General features: G+C 62.6%; 12 protein-coding genes. 4 read left to right on the top strand and 8 right to left on the bottom strand.

Annotation, left to right across the window (positions count from 1 at the left end):
• Positions 1–7: 7 nt before the first annotated feature.
• Positions 8–2,071 (bottom strand): peptidylprolyl isomerase, encoded by a 2,064-nt coding sequence (locus VHX65_16100; protein HEX4000076.1) that lies wholly within the window; start codon positions 2,069–2,071, stop codon positions 8–10.
• 298 nt (positions 2,072–2,369) lie between these two features.
• A complete protein-coding gene (locus VHX65_16095) occupies positions 2,370–4,190 on the bottom strand; it encodes an SHD1 domain-containing protein (GenBank protein ID HEX4000075.1) in 1,821 nt (606 codons plus the stop codon).
• A gap of 542 nt (positions 4,191–4,732) precedes the next feature.
• Here VHX65_16095 and VHX65_16090 point away from each other — a divergent pair.
• From VHX65_16090 to VHX65_16075, 4 genes are all read left to right on the top strand, one after another.
• A complete protein-coding gene (locus VHX65_16090) occupies positions 4,733–5,560 on the top strand; it encodes an SGNH/GDSL hydrolase family protein (GenBank protein HEX4000074.1) in 828 nt (275 codons plus the stop codon).
• Positions 5,561–5,796: 236 nt separating this feature from the next.
• The gene (locus tag VHX65_16085; protein HEX4000073.1) at positions 5,797–9,270 is read left to right on the top strand and encodes a PVC-type heme-binding CxxCH protein; all 3,474 of its coding nucleotides are present in this window, start codon (positions 5,797–5,799) and stop codon (positions 9,268–9,270) included.
• Positions 9,271–9,326: 56 nt separating this feature from the next.
• Entirely contained in the window at positions 9,327–9,524 is a 198-nt protein-coding gene (locus VHX65_16080) for a hypothetical protein (GenBank protein HEX4000072.1), read from the top strand.
• A gap of 209 nt (positions 9,525–9,733) precedes the next feature.
• Complete coding sequence (locus tag VHX65_16075) at positions 9,734–10,207, top strand: hypothetical protein (protein HEX4000071.1); 474 nt, start codon at positions 9,734–9,736, stop codon at positions 10,205–10,207.
• An 18-nt stretch (positions 10,208–10,225) separates the two neighbouring features.
• Here the strand turns inward: VHX65_16075 and VHX65_16070 are convergent, their stop codons facing one another.
• From VHX65_16070 to VHX65_16045, 6 genes are all read right to left on the bottom strand, one after another.
• Entirely contained in the window at positions 10,226–10,699 is a 474-nt protein-coding gene (locus tag VHX65_16070) for a response regulator (protein ID HEX4000070.1), read from the bottom strand.
• A 266-nt stretch (positions 10,700–10,965) separates the two neighbouring features.
• The gene (locus VHX65_16065) at positions 10,966–11,853 is read right to left on the bottom strand and encodes an NAD(P)-dependent oxidoreductase (protein ID HEX4000069.1); all 888 of its coding nucleotides are present in this window, start codon (positions 11,851–11,853) and stop codon (positions 10,966–10,968) included.
• Between the two features lie 129 nt (positions 11,854–11,982).
• Complete coding sequence (locus VHX65_16060) at positions 11,983–12,753, bottom strand: hypothetical protein (protein ID HEX4000068.1); 771 nt, start codon at positions 12,751–12,753, stop codon at positions 11,983–11,985.
• A gap of 68 nt (positions 12,754–12,821) precedes the next feature.
• Positions 12,822–13,877 carry a flotillin-like protein FloA gene (floA, locus tag VHX65_16055; protein HEX4000067.1) on the bottom strand — a complete coding sequence of 352 codons (1,056 nt, stop codon included), beginning with the start codon at positions 13,875–13,877 and terminating at the stop codon, positions 12,822–12,824.
• Positions 13,878–14,087: 210 nt separating this feature from the next.
• Entirely contained in the window at positions 14,088–14,672 is a 585-nt protein-coding gene (locus VHX65_16050; GenBank protein HEX4000066.1) for an NfeD family protein, read from the bottom strand.
• A gap of 198 nt (positions 14,673–14,870) precedes the next feature.
• Positions 14,871–17,126: an NfeD family protein gene (locus tag VHX65_16045; protein HEX4000065.1), complete on the bottom strand. Its 2,256-nt coding sequence runs from the start codon at positions 17,124–17,126 to the stop codon at positions 14,871–14,873.
• Positions 17,127–18,391: the final 1,265 nt, after the last annotated feature.

Below are 18,391 nucleotides of genomic sequence, written 5' to 3'. Positions count from 1 at the left end.
GTTTTTTCTACCTTCCGCCTGCCGCATCCAGCGGGCGAACCATTTTCAACTCGGTTCGCGGTGGATCGAAGATCGTCCAGATTTGTGCCCGGCTCCGCAATTGGCTCAGATACGCTTGTTGCAGATATTCGCGCCGCTCGCGGAGAATCTGCTGGCGCACGGCCTCGGCACATTGCTCCAGCGGCACCAGGCCGGCTGCATGTCGCTCGAGCACGCGATCAATGTGCAACGTGTCGCCGCTATCGAGCAGCGGCGAGATGCCGCCGACCGGTATGCGGAACAACAGCTCCGCTGCCGCGGGCGATGGAATGTCGTCGCGGCGAACCCATCCGGAAGTCTGCACGTGGATCGCCTCGAGGTTGGCCGGCGGCTGACCAACCGGATTGCCGAGCGCTCGATTCCGCACGTACGACATTGCAGCCACCGCGGCATCGCGTGACGCGAAGCGATCGATCCGAACGGAAACTTGCTCGAACCGCACCTCTGCCGGTCGAACGAATTTTTGTTGGTTCACACGGTAGCAGGTCCAAAGCTGTTCCGGTGTCGTGTTCGTGTCGACCCGCACCACCGCCTTGATCAAGGCGTCGGCCAAGGCGCTCTCGTCGTTGCCGGCCGCTTGAAACGATGCCTGGTTGATCTGCGGACCGGTGCGTCGCGCTTCCTGGGCCAGCAGCTTTCGATCGATGACGCGAGCCAATTGGCGGCGGATATATTCGGCCCGAATTCGCAGCTTCTCGGCCGGCGCCACGGCCGGCAGATCGGCCAACTGCCGATCGGCCTCGGGCACGACTTCGCTTTCGAAGATCGGCCGGCCATTGATTTCCGCCAGCACTGCGCCCGATGCCGGAGCGGCGGCGTGAACGGCGCTGCTCGCGGTCGGGTTTGCCACGACGACACTTGCCAAATTGGCGTTCGCTGTCGGCGGCGCACCAACTGCCGCCGGTGCCGGTGCCGGCAAGGCGGCCTTCAGAATCGACGCCGCGATCGCCGGAATGGCTGCCACCGCTTCCGACGATGGATTCGCGGGAGCGGCGGGTGTCGGCTGTTGGTTGCTTGCCGCTGCCGATGACGCGGGAATAAAGACCGAAGCCGATTGGTTCACGCCGCAGCCGCATTCCAATGGAGTCTGAGAAACGCGAACCTGGACGGAAGAAGCGGGCCGGGCATCGTTGGCCGAAGCGGGGCCCGGTGCGCTCGCGGCATTTGCGCTTGCGGGCGTGACAAGGTTGCTCACCAGTGCCGCGAGCGCTTTGGTGGTCTGATCGTCATCGGCGGCAGTTTTCGCAGGCAGTTTGCCTTTTTGCGGCGGGTTTTCCGAGGGGCCTTCCTGAGGCGCGGGGGTTGGGGTCGCTCCGCCGCCGCAGCCGGCCAACGCAAGCCGTGCCATGCGGCGCACGCGCTCCGACGGCTCCTTGTAGCAATTCTTTTCCTTCTTGTTGGCAACTTCGTCCAACTTCTTGCGCACTTTCGGGCTGCAGCAACTCTTGGTTTTGCAAGCGGAGCACGATCGGCCCGACAACTCGCGGAACGCTTTCGCCGCTTCATAGCGCACGGCCTCCGTGCAATCGTCGAGCGAAGCGAGCAATGCATCTTCGATATCCGGATAGCAGCCGGCGCAGCCGAGGGTGGCCAAGTAGCGGATCGCTTTGATCTTCTGTCCGGCCTGGTCTTCGTCGGCCTTCGCGCCGGCTGCCGCCGCGATGGCCGGGTTCGACGAATTCATGTTCGCCGGATTCGTGATCGCCGTCAGCGGTGGCACCGATTCCAAACCAGGGAATGTCGAACCGAGGCAATTTCGCAGCGCCTCGATCAGCTTCATGATGTCGGTGAAGGCATTCTTGATGCCCAGGAACTGCCACAACGTCTGATGCGGGCAGCAAGGGGTCGACGGTGTGGCCACATTCACGGTCGTGCCGCTGGCACTCGTCGAGGTGGCCGGAGCAGCCGCGGCAGCAGGCGCCGCCGGGGCGCCGCCGGCGGCTGCCAACGGGCTCGCCGCCGGTGGTGCGGTCGAAATGCACCCGGCAAAGAAGCCGATCGCGATAAGCAATCCGAGCAGTTGGCGCCGCATGGTGGTCCTTGGATCCGTCCGCAATCGAACGCGTCTGGGGCAATGCCGCCCCGCTCGATACGCCCACTCGATACAATCCGCAGAATTATCCGCACGTATCGGCACGCTTCGGGGCCAGGCTTCACACTTTGGGGAAACTTTGCCGGTTGCACCGAGATTGATGGGCCGAGGCGGGGGAATGCGCGGGATGGGGGCAGCACGCGCGCGCAGCAAAAACCCAGGGAAGGCCCGGATGCGTTTTCCAAGTGGAAAACGCTGTGGGGCCTTCCCTGGGCTTGAGTCGCCGATGGGGCGAGGACTATCGGGGGTCGGATTGGGCGGTCAGTTTCGCTAGCATTGCCGAGGCGTGCTGGCGCACATAGGACAAATCGGCTGGGCTCAGGCGGTCAAGCGGAACCGTTGTGGTTCGGCCCGTTTCCTTCAGCAGCCGTACTTTGCCGGGCAACATCAACACCAGCTTGGCGCGAAGCTCGAACTCACCGGTGTCGTCGTGCCAAACACGCATCGGGTCGTTTTCGACGACCGCGACTGTCATCGGCTTCTCGACGGTTGAAGCGCTGGCCACTTCGACGACTTTCGCCGCCGGGGCCGCAATCGCGGGAGCGACAGGCGGCATCGCGGCCTTTGCAGCGACCGATTCAAGAGCCGCCGGCGCAGCGGTAGAACCGCCATCCTTCGTGGCCGGCTTGGCCGGGACGGGCGCGAACGGATCGTCGATCGGCGCTTCGGCCGGCTTGCTCTTGTCGGGCGTGGGCTGAGAATCCGCTGCCGGCTTGGTTTCAGAGGACTTCAATTCCGCGGCATTCGCTTCGGGTGCCTTCGGCTCCGCTGCATTCGAATCGGCGGACTTGGCTTTTGCAACCGGGTCTTGAGCTGGTTTTGCTTCCGGCACTTCCGGCTTTGCCTCGACTTGTCTTGCCTTGGGCGATTTCCCGGCGGTGGCAGACACCGGGCTCGGTGCGAACGGATCCGCAAGATCGTCGAGCGGCTTTACCGGCAGCGGCGCCTTGTCGGCAGCCGTTTTTTCGGCCACCGGTTTATCGGCCAACGCCTTGTCGCCCAGCGGTTTCTCGATCACCGGTTTCTCGATCACCGGTTTCTCGACCACCGGTTTCTCGACCACCGGTTTCTCGACCACGGTCGTTACTGCGGGCGATTGCTTGTCAGTTGAAGCGTTTTTCCCCCCGAACGGATCGTCAGGCGATTGGTCGGGCTTGGAAGGGGCCGGACTCGGCTTGGCGGGGATAGCTGGCGCAGCGTCCTTCGGTGTTTCCGTGGGCGCGGTTTTCACTGGCTCGGCAAACGGATCGGCGTCGGACGGCTTCGCAGGGGCTGGCGCTTCCTTCGCCGGTTGCTTCGCGGGCTCTTTCGGCGCCGGCTTCGCGGGCTCGCTGAAGATGTCGTCGGGCGTTGCGGGCTTGGCTGGCTCCGTGGCCGGCGGCTTCGGCTGCTCCTTCGGCGCCGGTGCAGGCGCGGGCTTGGCCGGTTCGCTGAAGATGTCGTCGGGAGTGCTGCTCTTTGGCGTTGCCGGTGGCTGTGTCGCCGGCGGCTTTGGTTCTTCCTTTTCCTTCGGCATCGGCGCCGGCTTGGCCGGTTCGCTGAAGATGTCGTCCGGAGTCGTCGTCTTTGCGGGCTCCTTTGGCGCGGGTTTTGGAACTACGGGCACGACCGGCGGAGTTACGGGGGGAGCCGGCGGAGCCACCGGGATTGCCGGCGGAGTCGCTGGCGTCGTGGCGGGCGGAGCCGGAGTTGCCGGCGTAGTCGGTGGAGTCGATGGTGTGAGGGCGCCGCTTGGTTGCTTCGGAGGAGCGGGCGGGGCGGGGGGCACTGGCGTCTCGGGCACGCCTTGCGGCGGAGACGTGGTCGGGCCTGTCGTCGGCGGCGGTGGCATCGTCGGAGGGCTGTTTTCCGTTGCTCCCGCAGATGCTTCGCCCGACGACGATTGATTCGATCCACTGCTGCAACCACACGACACGGGCGCCGCGCAGGTTGTTTGGCAGCAGCTCTCGCGCCAGCAGCAGCGGCGCCATCGGCGTCCCCAGCCGAATGCCGAAACCGAATCGACCATCATCGAGGCGATCATGGCCCAAACCAGGAAGGTCCGCGTGGTGCGTCGCATGAACAAAGTCCTCCGGAATAATTCGAACTTTAGCTGCCGCTTGGAAAAGATTGGCGATTTCGGAATCGCGCCCCCACGACGAACATCGAGCTGTTTCGCGCTTCGATTTCGAGTTATATGCTAGTCGGAGCGGATTTCGCTTGCAAGCAAACCAGGTAGTTTTGGCAAGGTTTAACAACATCTCGGCCGCAAATCAAAGCAATCCGGACCAAGGGCTGCGATCGGTCGGCGATCGGCTGCCCGTGGCGAGTGCCGGTTTTGCGAATTACAATGGTTTTGACGCCGTGCACCGTGCCGGCCGCGGGGGCCATATATCGGGGAGAAGGAGCCTGCCGGTGAAGTTGCGAATTCGGCGAATATCTTGTCACTTATGCTTGGCGGCGGCATTCTTTCTCGCAGCTTCGGCTAGAACAACCATAGCTCGGTCCGACGATATTGGTCCGCCGAAGGGCTCGCAGACTGGCCAATCCAGGCCAGCCGAGGCAGCCGCTTCTCACCCCGAATCCGGCAACCAATTCCAACTTCGCAGCGGCGACCGGGTGGTGCTGATCGGCAGCACGCTCATCGAGCGCGATCAGATGTACGGCTACCTGGAAACGGCGCTTACCACGCGGTTCTACGATCGCAACATCACCTTTCGCAACCTGGGCTGGAGCGGCGACACGGTGTGGGGCGACGGCTGGGCCATGTTCGGCTCCCCCGCCGACGGCTTTCGCGATCGGCTCAAGAATGTCGTGGCGATGAAGCCGACCGTGATCGTCCTCGGATTCGGCACCAACGAATCGTTTGCCGGCAAGCCGGCCCTGCCGCACTTCGTCGAAGGGCTGAACACGCTGCTCGATGCGCTTGCCAAAACCGGCGCCCGGATCGTGATCTTCTCGCCGACGCGCGAAGAAAATCTGGGCCGGCCGCTGCCGGATCCGGCCCCGCAAAACGAGCGGCTCGCCATCTACACCGATGCAATGCGGCAAGTCGCGAAGCAGCGCGGCTATCGATTCGTCGATCTGTTTACGGATTTGATTCCCGAGAGAATGCCGCCGGGCTACACGCCATTGACCGACGACGAAATGCATCTCACCGAGCATGGTTATCAGCGCTTGGCCGAGGTCGTCGATACCGATTTGTTTGGTCCCCGGCCTGCCGGTCCGACGTTGAAACCCGACGAGCTCGAAGCGCTCCGTCATTGGATCAACAAGAAGAATGAATTGTCGTTTCACCGCTGGCGGCCTGAGAATTTTACCTATTTGTATTTGTTCCGCGCGCATGAGCAGCCGGGAACCGCGGCCGAAACACCCGACTTCGAGCCGCTTGTGCTTCAGGCCGAAGCGGAAATCGCCAAGGGCCGCCAGCCGCGCGGCCGCGAGCATTAGCAGCCCGCTGAATATGTATCGACAGGCTGTTACCGCTAGCCGCTAGCCGCTACCCGCTACCCCGCTACCCCGCTACCCGTTGCCGCGTTGCCGCTCGCTTGCGGTTTCGCGGGTCGAGCCCCGCTCGTTCGAATTCCGCTGTTTGACCCTCCCGCCCGGAGTCGAGAATGATGAGTTTGTGGCCCTCCTTCCGACCTGTTTTATTCGCGCGCCATCGGGTCAGCCGAGCTTCTGCGTTGCTTTGCTTGTTGGCGTTCAGCGGCGCGAGCGGCTTCGCGGGCCACGCATTTGCCGAGAAAAAGCCGGCCTCAAAACCGCCGTCGGATGATCCGGAGCAAGAGCGGCAGGCGTTCCAGGTGGCCGATGGATTCGAAGTGAACCTGTGGGCTGCGGATCCGTTGATCCAAAAGCCGATCGAAATCAATTTCGATCCGCAGGGCCGGCTGTGGGTCGCCAGCAGCGAAACGTATCCACAGGTTCGTCCGGGCAAAGAGGCCAACGACAAGATCCTGGTCCTCGAAGACACGAAGCACGCCGGCCACGCCGATAAGACAACGGTGTTCGCGTCCGGCTTGCTCATTCCCACCGGCGTCTTGCCGGGCGATGGCGGCGTATATGCCGCGAACAGCACCGAATTGCTCTTCTTTTCCGACACCAAGGGAACCGGTCATGCCGACACGCGCCGGGTCGTGCTTTCCGGTTTTGGCACCGAAGACACGCATCACATCTTGCATACGCTCCGTTGGGGGCCCGACGGAATGATGTATTGCAACCAATCGGTCTATATCCATAGCCACATCGAAACTCCTTACGGACCGCGCTTGCTCAATGGCAGCGGCATCTGGCAATTCCGGCCCGAAACGATGGAATTGAACGTTTTCGCCCGCGGTTGGTGGAACCCCTGGGGCCATTCGTTCGATCGCTGGGGCAATTCGTTCGTCACCGATGGCGCGGGCGGGCAAGGCATCAACTATTGCGTCCCCGGCGGTTGGTATGAAACGGCCGTCGGCGCCCGTCGCACATTGCCGGGCCTCAATCCGGGCAGCCCCAAGGAATGCAGTTTGGAGATCATTAGCGGCCGCCAGTTTCCCGACGACTGGCAAGGCAATCTAATCACCAACGATTTCCGCGCTCATCGCGTCTGCCGCTACGTGATCAGCGAAAACGGCTCGAGCTACACCTCAAAGGAACTTCCCGAGCTGATCAAAACAAATTTCCCGGCGTTTCGGCCGGTCGACGTGAAGCTCGGGCCCGACGGCGCGCTCTATATTGCCGACTGGTACAACCCGATCATCAACCACGGCGAAGTCGATTTCCGCGATCCGCGGCGCGATCACACGCACGGACGGATTTGGCGCGTCACGGCCAAGGGGCGGCCACTGGTCGATCCGCCGCAACTCGTCGGCGCGAGCGACGTGGCCGTGCTCGATGCGTTGAAAGCGCCCGAAGATTTCACGCGGCAACAAGCCCGGCGGGTGCTCAAGGAACGCGGCGCGCGAGTGTTGCCGGCACTGGCGGCATGGGTGAAAGAATTGAATTCCAGCACGCCGGGCGCCCACGCTGCGGCGGCAAGCACCGCGGCCAGCGAGTTGGATCACCAGCGACTGGAAGCCCTGTGGGTATATCAGGCGCTGCGGCACGTCGAACCGGATTTGCTGCGAACGCTCTTGCACTCGACCGATTATCATGCCCGAGCCGCGGCAACGCGCGTGTTGGCGGCATGGCACGCCGATATTCCCGATGTGCTGGCGCTACTGGCCGAACGCGTGGTTGATGGCAATCCGCATGTGCGTCTTGAAGCGGTGCGAGCGTGCGCGGCCGTTCCGACCGCCGCCGCAGCGGAAATCGCGATGCGCGCCCTCGATCGGCCTTTGGATCGCTTTTTGGACTACGCCGTGTGGCAAACGGCCAATGATTTGCAGGACGCGTGGCTGCCGGCCGTGAAATCGGGTGAAGATGTATTCGCGGGCAACGCGAGCCATCTGACCTACGCCTTGCAAGCCGTCGGATCGCGCGACGTCGTGCCGTTGCTGATGGGCTTGCTGCGCGAAGGGAAGCTGCCGCCGCAACGAACCGAAGGGGCGTTGCAACTCGTGGCCGTGCTCGGCGGGACGAAAGACCTGGGCACGATCTTCGCGATGGTCCTCTCCGACGCCACGCCAATCGAGCGCCGCCGCGTGCTCTTGCAAGGACTGCTCACCGCCGCCGAACAACGCGGCAGTGTTCCGTCCGGCGATCTGAACCGTTTGGCAAAGCTCATTGTCGCGTCGGGTGCAACCGGCGACGAAAGCCTGCAAACGCTCGCGATTCGAGCCGCCGGGCTATGGAAGGTGGAGACCATGCATCCGAAGCTCGCCGAACTTGCGCTCGCGAGCAGCACTTCCGAATCGTCCCGCGCCGCGGCGATCGAGAGCCTGGCGGCGATGGGGGGCTCGCGGAGCCGCGAAGTGCTTGAAAGCCTGACGGCTGCCGATCGCCCGTTCGCCATTCGCAGCGCGGCGGTCGTCGCGCTAGCGCAGATTGATTTGGCCGCCGCCGCGTCGCGAGCGGCGAAAATGTTGGCCGCCGCGCCGGCGGCAGCCGATCCGGCGCCGTTGATCGCCGGTTTTTTGCAGCGCAAAGCCGGCCCAGCGGCTCTCGCCGCGGCAATCGCCAGCGAAAAACTATCGCCCGACATCGCCAAGCTTTCCGTCCGGGCCGTGCGGGCCTCGGCATCCGAACAACCGGCGCTCGTCGCAGCATTAACCACTGCCGGCGGGCTGACGATCGGGGGCAAGCGAATGCCGCGCGGCGCGGAGCTCGAGCGATTGGTCGCGGAGGTCCGAGCCAAAGGCGATCCCGCTCGCGGCGAGGCTATCTTTCGCCGCCAGGATGAATCCTGCTCGAAGTGCCATTCGATCGGCGGCGTCGGCGGGCAGGTTGCCCCCGATTTATCGAGCATCGGCGCTAGCGCCCCGGTCGATTATCTCATCGAATCCGTTCTCGAACCGAGCGCGAAGATCAAAGACGGTTTCGAAACCACGATCGTCACGACCGACTCCGGCCGCGTCTTTACCGGCATCAAGAACCGGCAGACCGATAAAGACCTCGTGCTGCGCGACGCCAACGACCACGAGATCAGCATTCCGCTTTCGTCGATCGACACCGCCGAGCGAAGCCGCACGTCGCTCATGCCCGTCGGTCTCGCCGATGGGCTGACCCGGGCGGAGCTGGTTGATCTGGTGCGGTTCCTCTCGGAGCTTGGCAAGGTTGGCCCGTATTCGCTAAGCAAGGCGCCGATCGCGCGGCGGTGGCAATCGCTCATTCAACCGCCTCACGCCGAGCCCGCCAAAGCGCTCGCCAGCGCCGTGGTCGACGATGCGTTGCTGCAATGGACGCCCGCCTATAGCCGAGTGGCGGGCGATCTGCCGCTCGACGATCTGCCGCAACTCGCCGGCGAGCGCCACGAGAAAATCAGCATCGTCCGCTGCCGCGTCGATGTCGCCGCCGCCGGCAAAGTCGATTTCCGATTGAATTCCGCCGCCGGCCTCGCGCTCCGGGTCGATGGAAAACCGATCCCGGCCGCGCCCGCGTTCGCCGCCGATCTCACGGCGGGGCAACACACGATTGTCGTGCAGATTGATCGCCACGAGCGAACCGAACCACTGCGGCTGGCAATCACCGATCGCGCTGGTTCTTCATCCCGCGCAGTATTCGTCGGCGGCAGGTAACCGACAATCGGTTCCGATTTCGGTCCGACCGACGTTACGGGCTCGTCGATGGCGGAATGTTGCCCGACGGGCTTGTGGCGGGCGCCGGCGTACTCGGGGCGAATGTGGTCGGACCGGGCGCGGTGCTCGGCATGGGCGCCAAACTCGGGGCCGGCGCCAAGCCTGGCATCGTCGTGGTTCCGGGAATCGGCGACAGGGATGGGACGGCGCTCGGCCCGGCGATCACCGGCGCGGCGACGCCATCGGAGCCATAAACTGGCACTCCGGGCGAAACCTGCGGGCAGCCACAGCTACCGCATTGAATCGGCGAGCAGATGGCCGGCGCCTCGGCTAGCGTCGGCGCGCGGCTCGTGCAGCAGCCGGAAAAAGCAGCAGCACCCCAGCAAACGATAGATACGATCGATAGTTGGCGCATGGCCGAACCCTCCGCGTCATCGCCTGATCCCGACCGCATGTTGCGGCCATGCAACCATACATCACGGCCTGCGATGTGCAAATTCAGCGCGGTGTGATTTTGGCGACGCTGGTCGTTGCCGAGCCGGCGCGATCGGCGCAGCCGCCAGCGCAATCCTCAGAGTCGAGGCACGAACTCGCCAGCCGATGCTTTTCAGAAACCGGCGCCTTGCGGCAACCGATGATTGACCGGAAGCCTCCAGCCCAGCAATGGCTGGAGATCGTTGTTAGAGCGCAGTCGAATTTAGCCTTTGCGATGGCGGATTTTCGACCGCATGCGGCGCTTCTTGCGACCCAACTTGCGCCGCCCCTTGCCAGTTTTCTTTACTCCCACGCGGTTCTCCTATCACGGTTTTCAGGGCTCGGGAATGCATCATTCCCCCGATCTCCGTCCCCCAGTCGTCCGGAGAAAAGCCATGATACCACACCGGCAGCGCCGGGCAAGAGCGAGCGCTATCCGTTGACGATAGGAGATGGCGATTGAGGCCGAACAGCCCAATGCCTAGCCCGCCATCGGAAAGTCGGAATCGGGGAATTCCGGATTCTCGCATTGCCGCGATTCGTCGATCGCATGCCGCAGCACGATCAGCAGTGTGCTGGGGTCGTACGGCTTGCGGATGAAATACTGGCAGCCCGCCGCCCGGCAGCGACGCAGAACGTCTGGCCGATCCGATCCGCTGATGATGATCACCGGCACGTCGCAGGTGCGGCGATCGTCGACCAATTGCTGACAAATATCGAGCCCGTCGGCATCGGGCAAGTGCAGGTCGAGCAAGACGGCCGCAAACCGCTTTTCTCGGGCCAATTCCAACGCGCGATTGCCGGACCGGGAGCTGGCCGTCTCGAAGCCCTGCTTGGAAAGCGACAGGCTGAGAGCCATCGAAAGAGCCACATCGTCTTCGACGATCAGCACCACGGCAGGCCGGTCGACGACCGGTTCGTCAAGCTGCGGTTGCTCGTAGAAACAAGCGTTCATGCAGAATCGCCCTTCTTGGGCAAGGGTAACCGCTTTTGAAAGAATGGGGATTGGCCCCGACCGGCTCGAAAAGGCGGTCTCCGCGAGGTGCCGATCCTCATTCTTTCACATCCTCCGACTGCTGCAATCGGCAACGGCCGGACTGCGCAGCGGAATCGCACCGTTGCGCGGCGATGTAAAACCCTACCGCGCATTTTCAAGCCGTCAAACCTTTGCCGCGAAGATTGGCAGCCGCCGAGAATGAAGCTTAGCGGGTCGCAGGGGCCTTAACGATTCTTCCAATCGATGCCCGAGATCGATGCCAGCGCCAGAATCAGCGAATGCGTGCCGTCGCGGCCGTGGCCTTGGCTCCGCAGGGCAATGTACAACTGCCTGGCCAGCGCCAGCCCGGGCAGCGCCAAACCCATACGGCCGGCCTCGGCCAGGGCGATGCCCATGTCCTTGAGAAAATGCTCGACGAAGAATCCCGGCTCGAATCGCCCGCCGATGATTCGTGGGCCGTAATTCGTGAGCGACCAGCTTCCGGCCGCCCCCGACGACACCGATTCCATCACTTTTTCGAGATTCAAGCCGGCCCGATACGCGTAGAGCAATCCCTCGCAGACGGCGACCATGCCCGAGGCGATGAGCACTTGATTCACCATTTTGGCATGCTGGCCGGCGCCCGGGCCGCCTTGATGTACGATGGTTTTGCCCATCGCTTCGAAGCAAGGGCGCAATTTTTCGGACACGTCTCGATCGCCGCCGACCATGATCGAAAGCCGAGCTTCGCGGGCGCCGATGTCCCCGCCGGTCACCGGTGCGTCGAGGCTTGCGACGTTCCGTTCGGCAGCCTGTTTGGCGATTTCGATCGCCAGCGCCGGCTCGCTCGTGGTCATATCGACCAAGATGTTTCCCGGGCGGCTGCCGGCCAATGTGCCTTGCGGTCCGAGCACCACCTCGCGAACGTCGGCAGGAAAACCGACCAGCGTAAACACCACTTCCGAAGCTTCGGCGACAGCCTTGGGATTATCGGCCCATCGAGCGCCGGCAGCCAACAGCGGCTCGGCCTTGGCCCGCGTGCGATTGAACACCGTCACGGCAAATCCGCGGCGCAACAAATGCCCGCACATGCTCTGCCCCATCACGCCAGTGCCGATCCAGCCGAGGTTCATGGGTAGGGGTTAGGGGTAGGGGGTAGGGGTTAGGGTGAGGGGATAGAGTGAGGGGATAGAGCGAGGGGATAGGGCGGCGAAGAACGACGCGGCAGCGCTGGTTTAAACTCGTCCCTCGCCCCTATTCCACTACCAGCGGTGCTCGGGGCGTTGGAAGATTTCGTTGAGCGCGATGGCTCGTTTCAGATCGGTGCCGCTGCGGAACAGGTTCGCAAGCACATTCAAATTCACGGGGATCGGCTGAAGCGCCGCGGCAGTCGCGGCCGAATCGCCGCCGTCGGCCAACGTGCTGGGCTTGAGATGGCCGAGTTCGTGGCTGAATGTCTGCTTCAGCTTCAGATCGAATTCCCGTTCTTTCTCATCGATCGAGCTGAGATTTGACGTTCGCTGATCGAACTGGCGCATGCTGAGGAATTGCTTGACGTGTTCCGAAATTGCTTCCGGAGTTTCGATCGTTTCCACCGGGGCGGGGGGCGGCGATTTTGTTCGCACCGCCGTGGGCGCGGCCCTGACGCGCCGCGGATCAGCCTTGGCCCCGGCAACGCTCGGACGCCCTGCCGCGGGGCGCTGGCGCTGCGCTTGGCCCGGCTGTGGCGTGGGGTCGCGGCGGCCTGTAGCACGGCGAAGAAATTCGTCGATTTCGTTTTGCATGGATTCACCGGCCGACCGCGGCTGGCCTTGCGGCGCGACCCGTTGCCGCGGCATCGACTCTGCTTGTTGCGCCGCATCGGCTGGAGGGGGCACCGGTTGCAACGGCCTTCGAACTGGCGGCGGGCGGCGGGCCACTTCAACCGCCGTCGATATCCGGTTGATGAGCCACAAAAAGCCCATAATCAACAGGAATATTCCCTCGGCCCAAGCTTCAAAGTTCGGAGCGGCAGCGATTGGCATAGGATGCATAGGAATCTGCCTCTGAGCGGCGAGGCGCTAGCCGCCGGTGCCTGCTTGGGTTTTTGCGATTCACCCGATCAAGTGCTCGGCGACATCTGCATGGCCGCCGGAGTTCCCGCGCCAGCGATGCTGCGCCGCATGTCCGTATCGGCTTGAACGTTTCGCAGTTTGTAGTAATCCATTATACCGAGCGTGCCGCCGCGAATCGCATCCGCGATGGCTTTGGGAACTTCGGCCTCGGCTTCCACCAATTTAGCACGGCTTTCCTCGATCTGGGCAACCATTTCCTGCTCGCGCGCCACGGCCATCGTGCGCCGTCCCTCGGCGTTCGCCCGAGCCACGCGCATCCCCGCTTCGGCCTGATCGGCTTGCAGCCGGGCGCCAATGTTGTCGCCCACGTCGACGTCGGCAATATCGATCGACACGATCTCGAAGGCGGTTTGCGAATCGAGCCGACGGGCAAGCACCGCTTTTGAAATCCGATCGGGGTTTTGCAACACATCGGTATGCTTTTCCGCCGAACCGATCGCGCTCACGATCCCCTCGCCCACGCGAGCAATGATCGTCTGCTCGGTGGCGCCGCCGACCAATTGGTTCAAATTGGCCCGCACAGTCACCCGCGCTTTCACCTTGAGTTGGATTCCATTCTTCGCCAGGGCGTCGAGCGCTTCTTTCCCCGAGCCGCGGGCCGGGCAATCGATCACCTTTGGATAAACGCTCGTCTGCACGGCTTCGAGCACGTCGCGGCCGGCCAGATCGATGGTCGTCGCGAGCTTCCAATCCAGTGCGATCATCTTGGCCTTGTGAGCGGCGATGATCGCCCGCACCACCAGCGGCACGTGCCCTTGGGCCATATAGTGCGCTTCCAGGGCCTTGGTCGTAATGCCCGATTCTTCGCCCAAGCCCGATTGCACGGCCATGATTTTGCTGCGAACGATCACGCGCGGGTCGACTTTGCGAAATGTCATTGCCAACAGGTCGAAAATGCCGATGCCGGCGCCGCTGGCCATCGATTGCACCCACAATCGCAAGTACCGCCCGAGCACGGCGACCAGAAACAATGCGAAAATGACGATGAACATCGCCGCGACGATGATCACGATCCGCACGACACTTTCTTCTGCCAACAACATAGGAATTCCAACACCAAGAAGGTGCAGCCATTGCATCGAGATGACGAATCTCGATTCGTGAACGACCGCGGATCCATGGAAGCCCGGCCGGGCGAATCCAAACCCCTGCGCGGCTCGGGCCGGCTACCGCCCCATTATACCCGTTTTTACCGCCGATTGCTGGCAGTCTCGCGCAGCGGGCATCGCTTGTCAAGCCGACGAACGCCACGCTCACGATAATGGATCGTCGAAGGGATCAATCCCGAGCGTGTCGATCGGACGAGAAAGCGGGTCTTCGGCGCTTCGGGGCGGCTGCTCTTCGCCGTGTTCGACCGGCCGCACGATCACCCGCGTGCCGCGCACTTCGATGACGCGCACCACTTGCCCCGGTTCGATCGGCATGCCCTCGCTGACTGCATCGATGGTGCGGCCTTCGACGAGCACGGCGCCGCTGGGGAGCATCATCGATTTCGCCTGACCGATCTTGCCCACCAAGCCGCGTAGCACCCGCCGCTCTTCGGTGTCGGGGAGCACATCTTTGCTGGTGGGCACGGCCGGCAATATCCGCCTGCCGATGGGCGTACGCGGCAAAACCCGAAATGCCAGCCCGAGCACGGCCGGCAGCGCCACTGCGGCCACGAGCAGGAACCCGAATCCATACGTTAATCCGCCCTGCCAAAACGCCAGCGCGATTCCCAAGAGAATCGCCGTCAGCGACAAAAACCCAAGCAAGCCGCCGGTCGGCACGAACACCTCGAGCATGACCAAAGTCAAACCCAAGAGCAGCAGCAGACCTGCCCAAATAACCGGTTCCATAGGCGAATCGTTGGCTACGCTCCGTCAAAACCCGCGGGCAACGCAACGCTTCGATTATAGCAGAGTGCGGGGGCGCGAATGCCAACTTGCGGGTTGCCAAACGCGCCAAACCGCAAGCCAGCATCCAAGCCGGATACGAGGAATTAAGTCGCTTGCGGTTTTGCGTGGGCCCGCGTGGCGAGGCGCCGGCCGGCCCGATCAGCGTTGCTGTTCCGCCGCCGCGCGATGCACCAACACCCGGTTGCCGCGCACCTCGACGACCACGACCGCCTCGCCCCGGTCGATCGCCTCGCCGTCAGCAATAACGTCGAGCAACTGGTCGCCGAACCGCGCTTTGCCGGAGGGCATCAGCGGCGTCACGGTCGTGCCGCCGCGGCCGACGAGATGGGCGAAATCCACCAGCGATTCGCGCGTGGCCAGATTCTGCCTCTCCTCGCCCGAAAAGGGCTGGAGAAACACGCGATTGAACACCGGCGCATGCGGCAAGAAACGCCGGAAGGCGATCGCGGCAACAAACGCTCCCACGACCGCCCCGCCTAGCGACGCCAATGTCGTTTCCAATTGCTCCCATTGATAGTCGTTGCGCGGCAGCAGCGACGTTTGGCTGGCGAGCACCAGCGAGGCGATGATCATCAGCCCACCGCCCAAGCCAAATATGGCGAAGCCGGGTAAGACAAAAATCTCCAACAGCAGGCAACACACTCCGGCCAAGAAGAGCAACACCACCAGCCAACCCGCGGTGCCGTGCAGGTGCAAGATCCAGAAATAAAGCATGAACGCCACGATCGCCACAAACGCGCCGATCCCCAGCCCCGGCGAATAGAGTTCCGCGATCACTCCGGCCAGCCCCAGAAACATCAAGATGCCCAGCATGCTCGGCGACGACAAAGCGCTGATCAGATAGTCGGCCCAGCCGGGCTCGACCAATTGCACGTCCTTTTCCAGGCCGTAGAGATGTTTGAACTCGTTGAAATTGTCGACTGTGTGCCAGACGAAGCCGTATTCCTCGCCGCGCTGGCCGGACAGGCGCCAGGGGCTGCCCCCCTGCCAGATCATCTCGCCTTGCTTCCAAGCGGCCGCATCGGGTCGCGCGGCAATTTCTTCCGGGGAGACGAATTCCTGCATCCCACGATCGCGCTGCGAGTAGCGATAGATCTTGATTTCGGGATCGAACAAAGCCTCGGGGATCGACCAGGAAATATGCTTTTTCTCGGCGATATCGCGGATAATCCGATCGACTTGCACCAGATCGTCGTGATCTATATTCACGTCGCCGCTGCCGCCGATGATTGCTTCGGGACCGGCAACGATTTGATCGCATGCGATGGCCATAAGTGCCGCATCGCCTCGCGCCTTTTCGGGGATATAGGCGACCGTGCGAACTTTGTCCGATGGCAGGTCGGCCAAATAGCCGGCGAGCCGCTGGCTTTGCTCCAGCGAACCGCCGGCGCTATCGATCCACAAGCAAATGAAATTGGCGTGGTTGTCGATCTGATCGCGGATTTTCGACTCCGTTTCGGTGATCAGCGCCTGGGTGATGACGCCCCGCAAGGGAATCCGCACCGCCTGCCATTGGCCGCCGAGCGAAGGATCGTCGCGCAGCGAATTCGGCGCCAAGCCGAGTTCCTTGGCAACCGCTTGACGGTCGTCGGCCAGATAACTGACGAAGCCCAATTCGGTTCGTCCCCGAATTCCGCTATAAAGACCCGGCACCGGCGACAGTTCTTCCGTCTTGAGAACAGCGCGCTGTTTCTTCAACTTGTCCAGATCGCTGGCAAGAATGATATCCGTCCCCTGTTCGGTCAGAACCTTCAGCACCCGGACGTTTTTATCGAGCATCCCGAGCGCAAGAGCGGGGGGGATATTTTTTCGGGCTTCGGCAATTTCCTGATAGGCGCTGCGGATGGTCGCCCCGATCACGGTTTCATCGATGCCCGCATCGCCAATTTCGGCGTTGGGGGCCATGATGATTTCTTCGCAGGCCATCGCCACCAAAACGGCATGGCCTTCGATGGTTTTGGGGATATAGGCGACCGTTTTGACTCCGGCCAGATCGCGATTCAACGCGATCATATGGGCCAGGCTTAGGGCACGACTGAAATCGCTTCCTCGGCCACCCTCCGTTTCGGGATCAAATTCGAACACGAGCACCGGCCGCGGACCGCCTTTGGGCATCGTTGCACGCAAATGCGAAATCGCTGAGCGGACCCGCGTGTCGGCGTTGAGCTCGATCGGCACGGGAACGCGGATCAAATGCCCGACGGGGCGCTGAGCCCCATTGGCGTCGGCCGGAGGCGCGTCGGCCGGCTTTGCGCCGGCGGCTTTTTTGTCGGCGGGATTCGCAGCAACGGGATTGGCATCCGCCGCCTTGGCGTCAGGTTTCGCGGGAGCATCGTTCGCGGGGGCGGGCTGGGCATCCTTGGCGTCACGCTGCCCCGGGTCGGCTCGCCCCAAGATTGGAATCGCTATACCGGCAAGGCTCGCAATTAATAGCACGATTCGCGGCAGTGCGGCCTGGATCACTGCGAGATGCGAGTGAAGAATCTTGGCCGGCGAGGCAGTTCCGGCAGCGCGCCGTACCGAACTCGCCAATCGCTTTGGACTGCCGACCATAGATGCATGCCCTCTCCTGGGCTGGGAATCGTCTCTGGGCCGCGAGCCGCTGCGTGTGCTATGCCCACCAATCGAGACCGCAATGAGCTTCTTCTACCCAGGCATTTCCAAACTGCGCGTGTCACGACCATCTTGAGTACGCAGCCGTTTGCAAACAGCGGCCGGCTCGAAACCAACTCCATTTCTGTCCAGCATGATTATAGATGGCACACGGCGGCAGTCAATTCGCCTCCACTTCGGTCGCCCGTCACCGACGATAGCGCAAGTCGTTGGAGCGATTGCGATTCTTATTCGTCGACCGATGGAGCGCGATGCGCCTCCGGCAAAGAGCGGCTGCCAAAAAAACGGGCAACAAATCGCCCAAGCGTACCGCCGCTCTGACACCGGCGACCCTGTGGGAGTTCACGCTAAAGCGAGCGGCCGACATGCTAAGGCGTGAACTCCAACATTCTGCCGCCCGCGCCTACGCAGTGTCTCCGTGTCTCGGTGTCTCCCGCCACGCGCCGGTGGTGATACCGTATGAAAAAATTAAAGGGAAAAGTGGCTAGGGGGCATCCTTGCTCACTTCCCGGCCGTCTAATCTCCTTCTGACCTTTGCTGGTCGGTCTCTTGCGCCTGTTGAGTTTTTACGGTTGCGAGCAAGGAATAGACGTACTCCAGCACCAAGAAAACCTCCGAATGCTGTACTAACCAAGGCTCCAATCCCAAGCGTAATAAAGTAGATGGTAAACAAGTTGCCCACCGCCAAGTTGCCGCCGTGCGAGCCGAACGATGGGGGTGTGCCTCCGTTCCAAACATCGCCTGACCCAAACACAGCCCCACAAACGAAGACAGTCAGGAATAAAATGGGATGGATAAGAACGGCACCAAGGATAATCGCGCGAAGCATATATATTCCTCTTCAGTGTTCTGGCCTGCCCCCATTCTACCAGCGCATGAAAAACCTCGCCGGAATGGCGCCTAATGCTTGGCTCTTCCGTTTCTGAGTGCCTGACGCGGCGGAACCGGGCTTGCTCGGCTGCTTAGGATTAGATGCGGGTCGGGGCATTCCGGTCAAGCAGCCCTACAAGGTGCGTTATGAACAGCGTTGCCGTGGAAGTCGAAGT

It is taken from the genome of Pirellulales bacterium (genome assembly GCA_036267355.1).
Taxonomy (GTDB): Bacteria; Planctomycetota; Planctomycetia; order Pirellulales; family DATAWG01; genus DATAWG01.
The sequence above is the reverse complement of the archived record's forward strand: the minus strand, read 5'-3'. Positions and strand labels throughout refer to the sequence as shown.

What these genes read in the sequence shown, in the direction of transcription:
- floA (HEX4000067.1), bottom strand. Translation starts at nt 13,877, where the DNA reads ATGTTGTTGGCAGAAGAAAGTGTCGTGCGGATCGTGATCATCGTCGCG.
- VHX65_16060 (HEX4000068.1), bottom strand. Translation starts at nt 12,753, where the DNA reads ATGCATCCTATGCCAATCGCTGCCGCTCCGAACTTTGAAGCTTGGGCC.
- VHX65_16095 (HEX4000075.1), bottom strand. Translation starts at nt 4,190, where the DNA reads ATGCGACGCACCACGCGGACCTTCCTGGTTTGGGCCATGATCGCCTCG.
- VHX65_16050 (HEX4000066.1), bottom strand. Translation starts at nt 14,672, where the DNA reads ATGGAACCGGTTATTTGGGCAGGTCTGCTGCTGCTCTTGGGTTTGACT.
- VHX65_16065 (HEX4000069.1), bottom strand. Translation starts at nt 11,853, where the DNA reads ATGAACCTCGGCTGGATCGGCACTGGCGTGATGGGGCAGAGCATGTGC.
- VHX65_16100 (HEX4000076.1), bottom strand. Translation starts at nt 2,071, where the DNA reads ATGCGGCGCCAACTGCTCGGATTGCTTATCGCGATCGGCTTCTTTGCC.
- VHX65_16070 (HEX4000070.1), bottom strand. Translation starts at nt 10,699, where the DNA reads ATGAACGCTTGTTTCTACGAGCAACCGCAGCTTGACGAACCGGTCGTC.
- VHX65_16075 (HEX4000071.1), top strand. Translation starts at nt 9,734, where the DNA reads ATGCAACCATACATCACGGCCTGCGATGTGCAAATTCAGCGCGGTGTG.
- VHX65_16080 (HEX4000072.1), top strand. Translation starts at nt 9,327, where the DNA reads ATGTTGCCCGACGGGCTTGTGGCGGGCGCCGGCGTACTCGGGGCGAAT.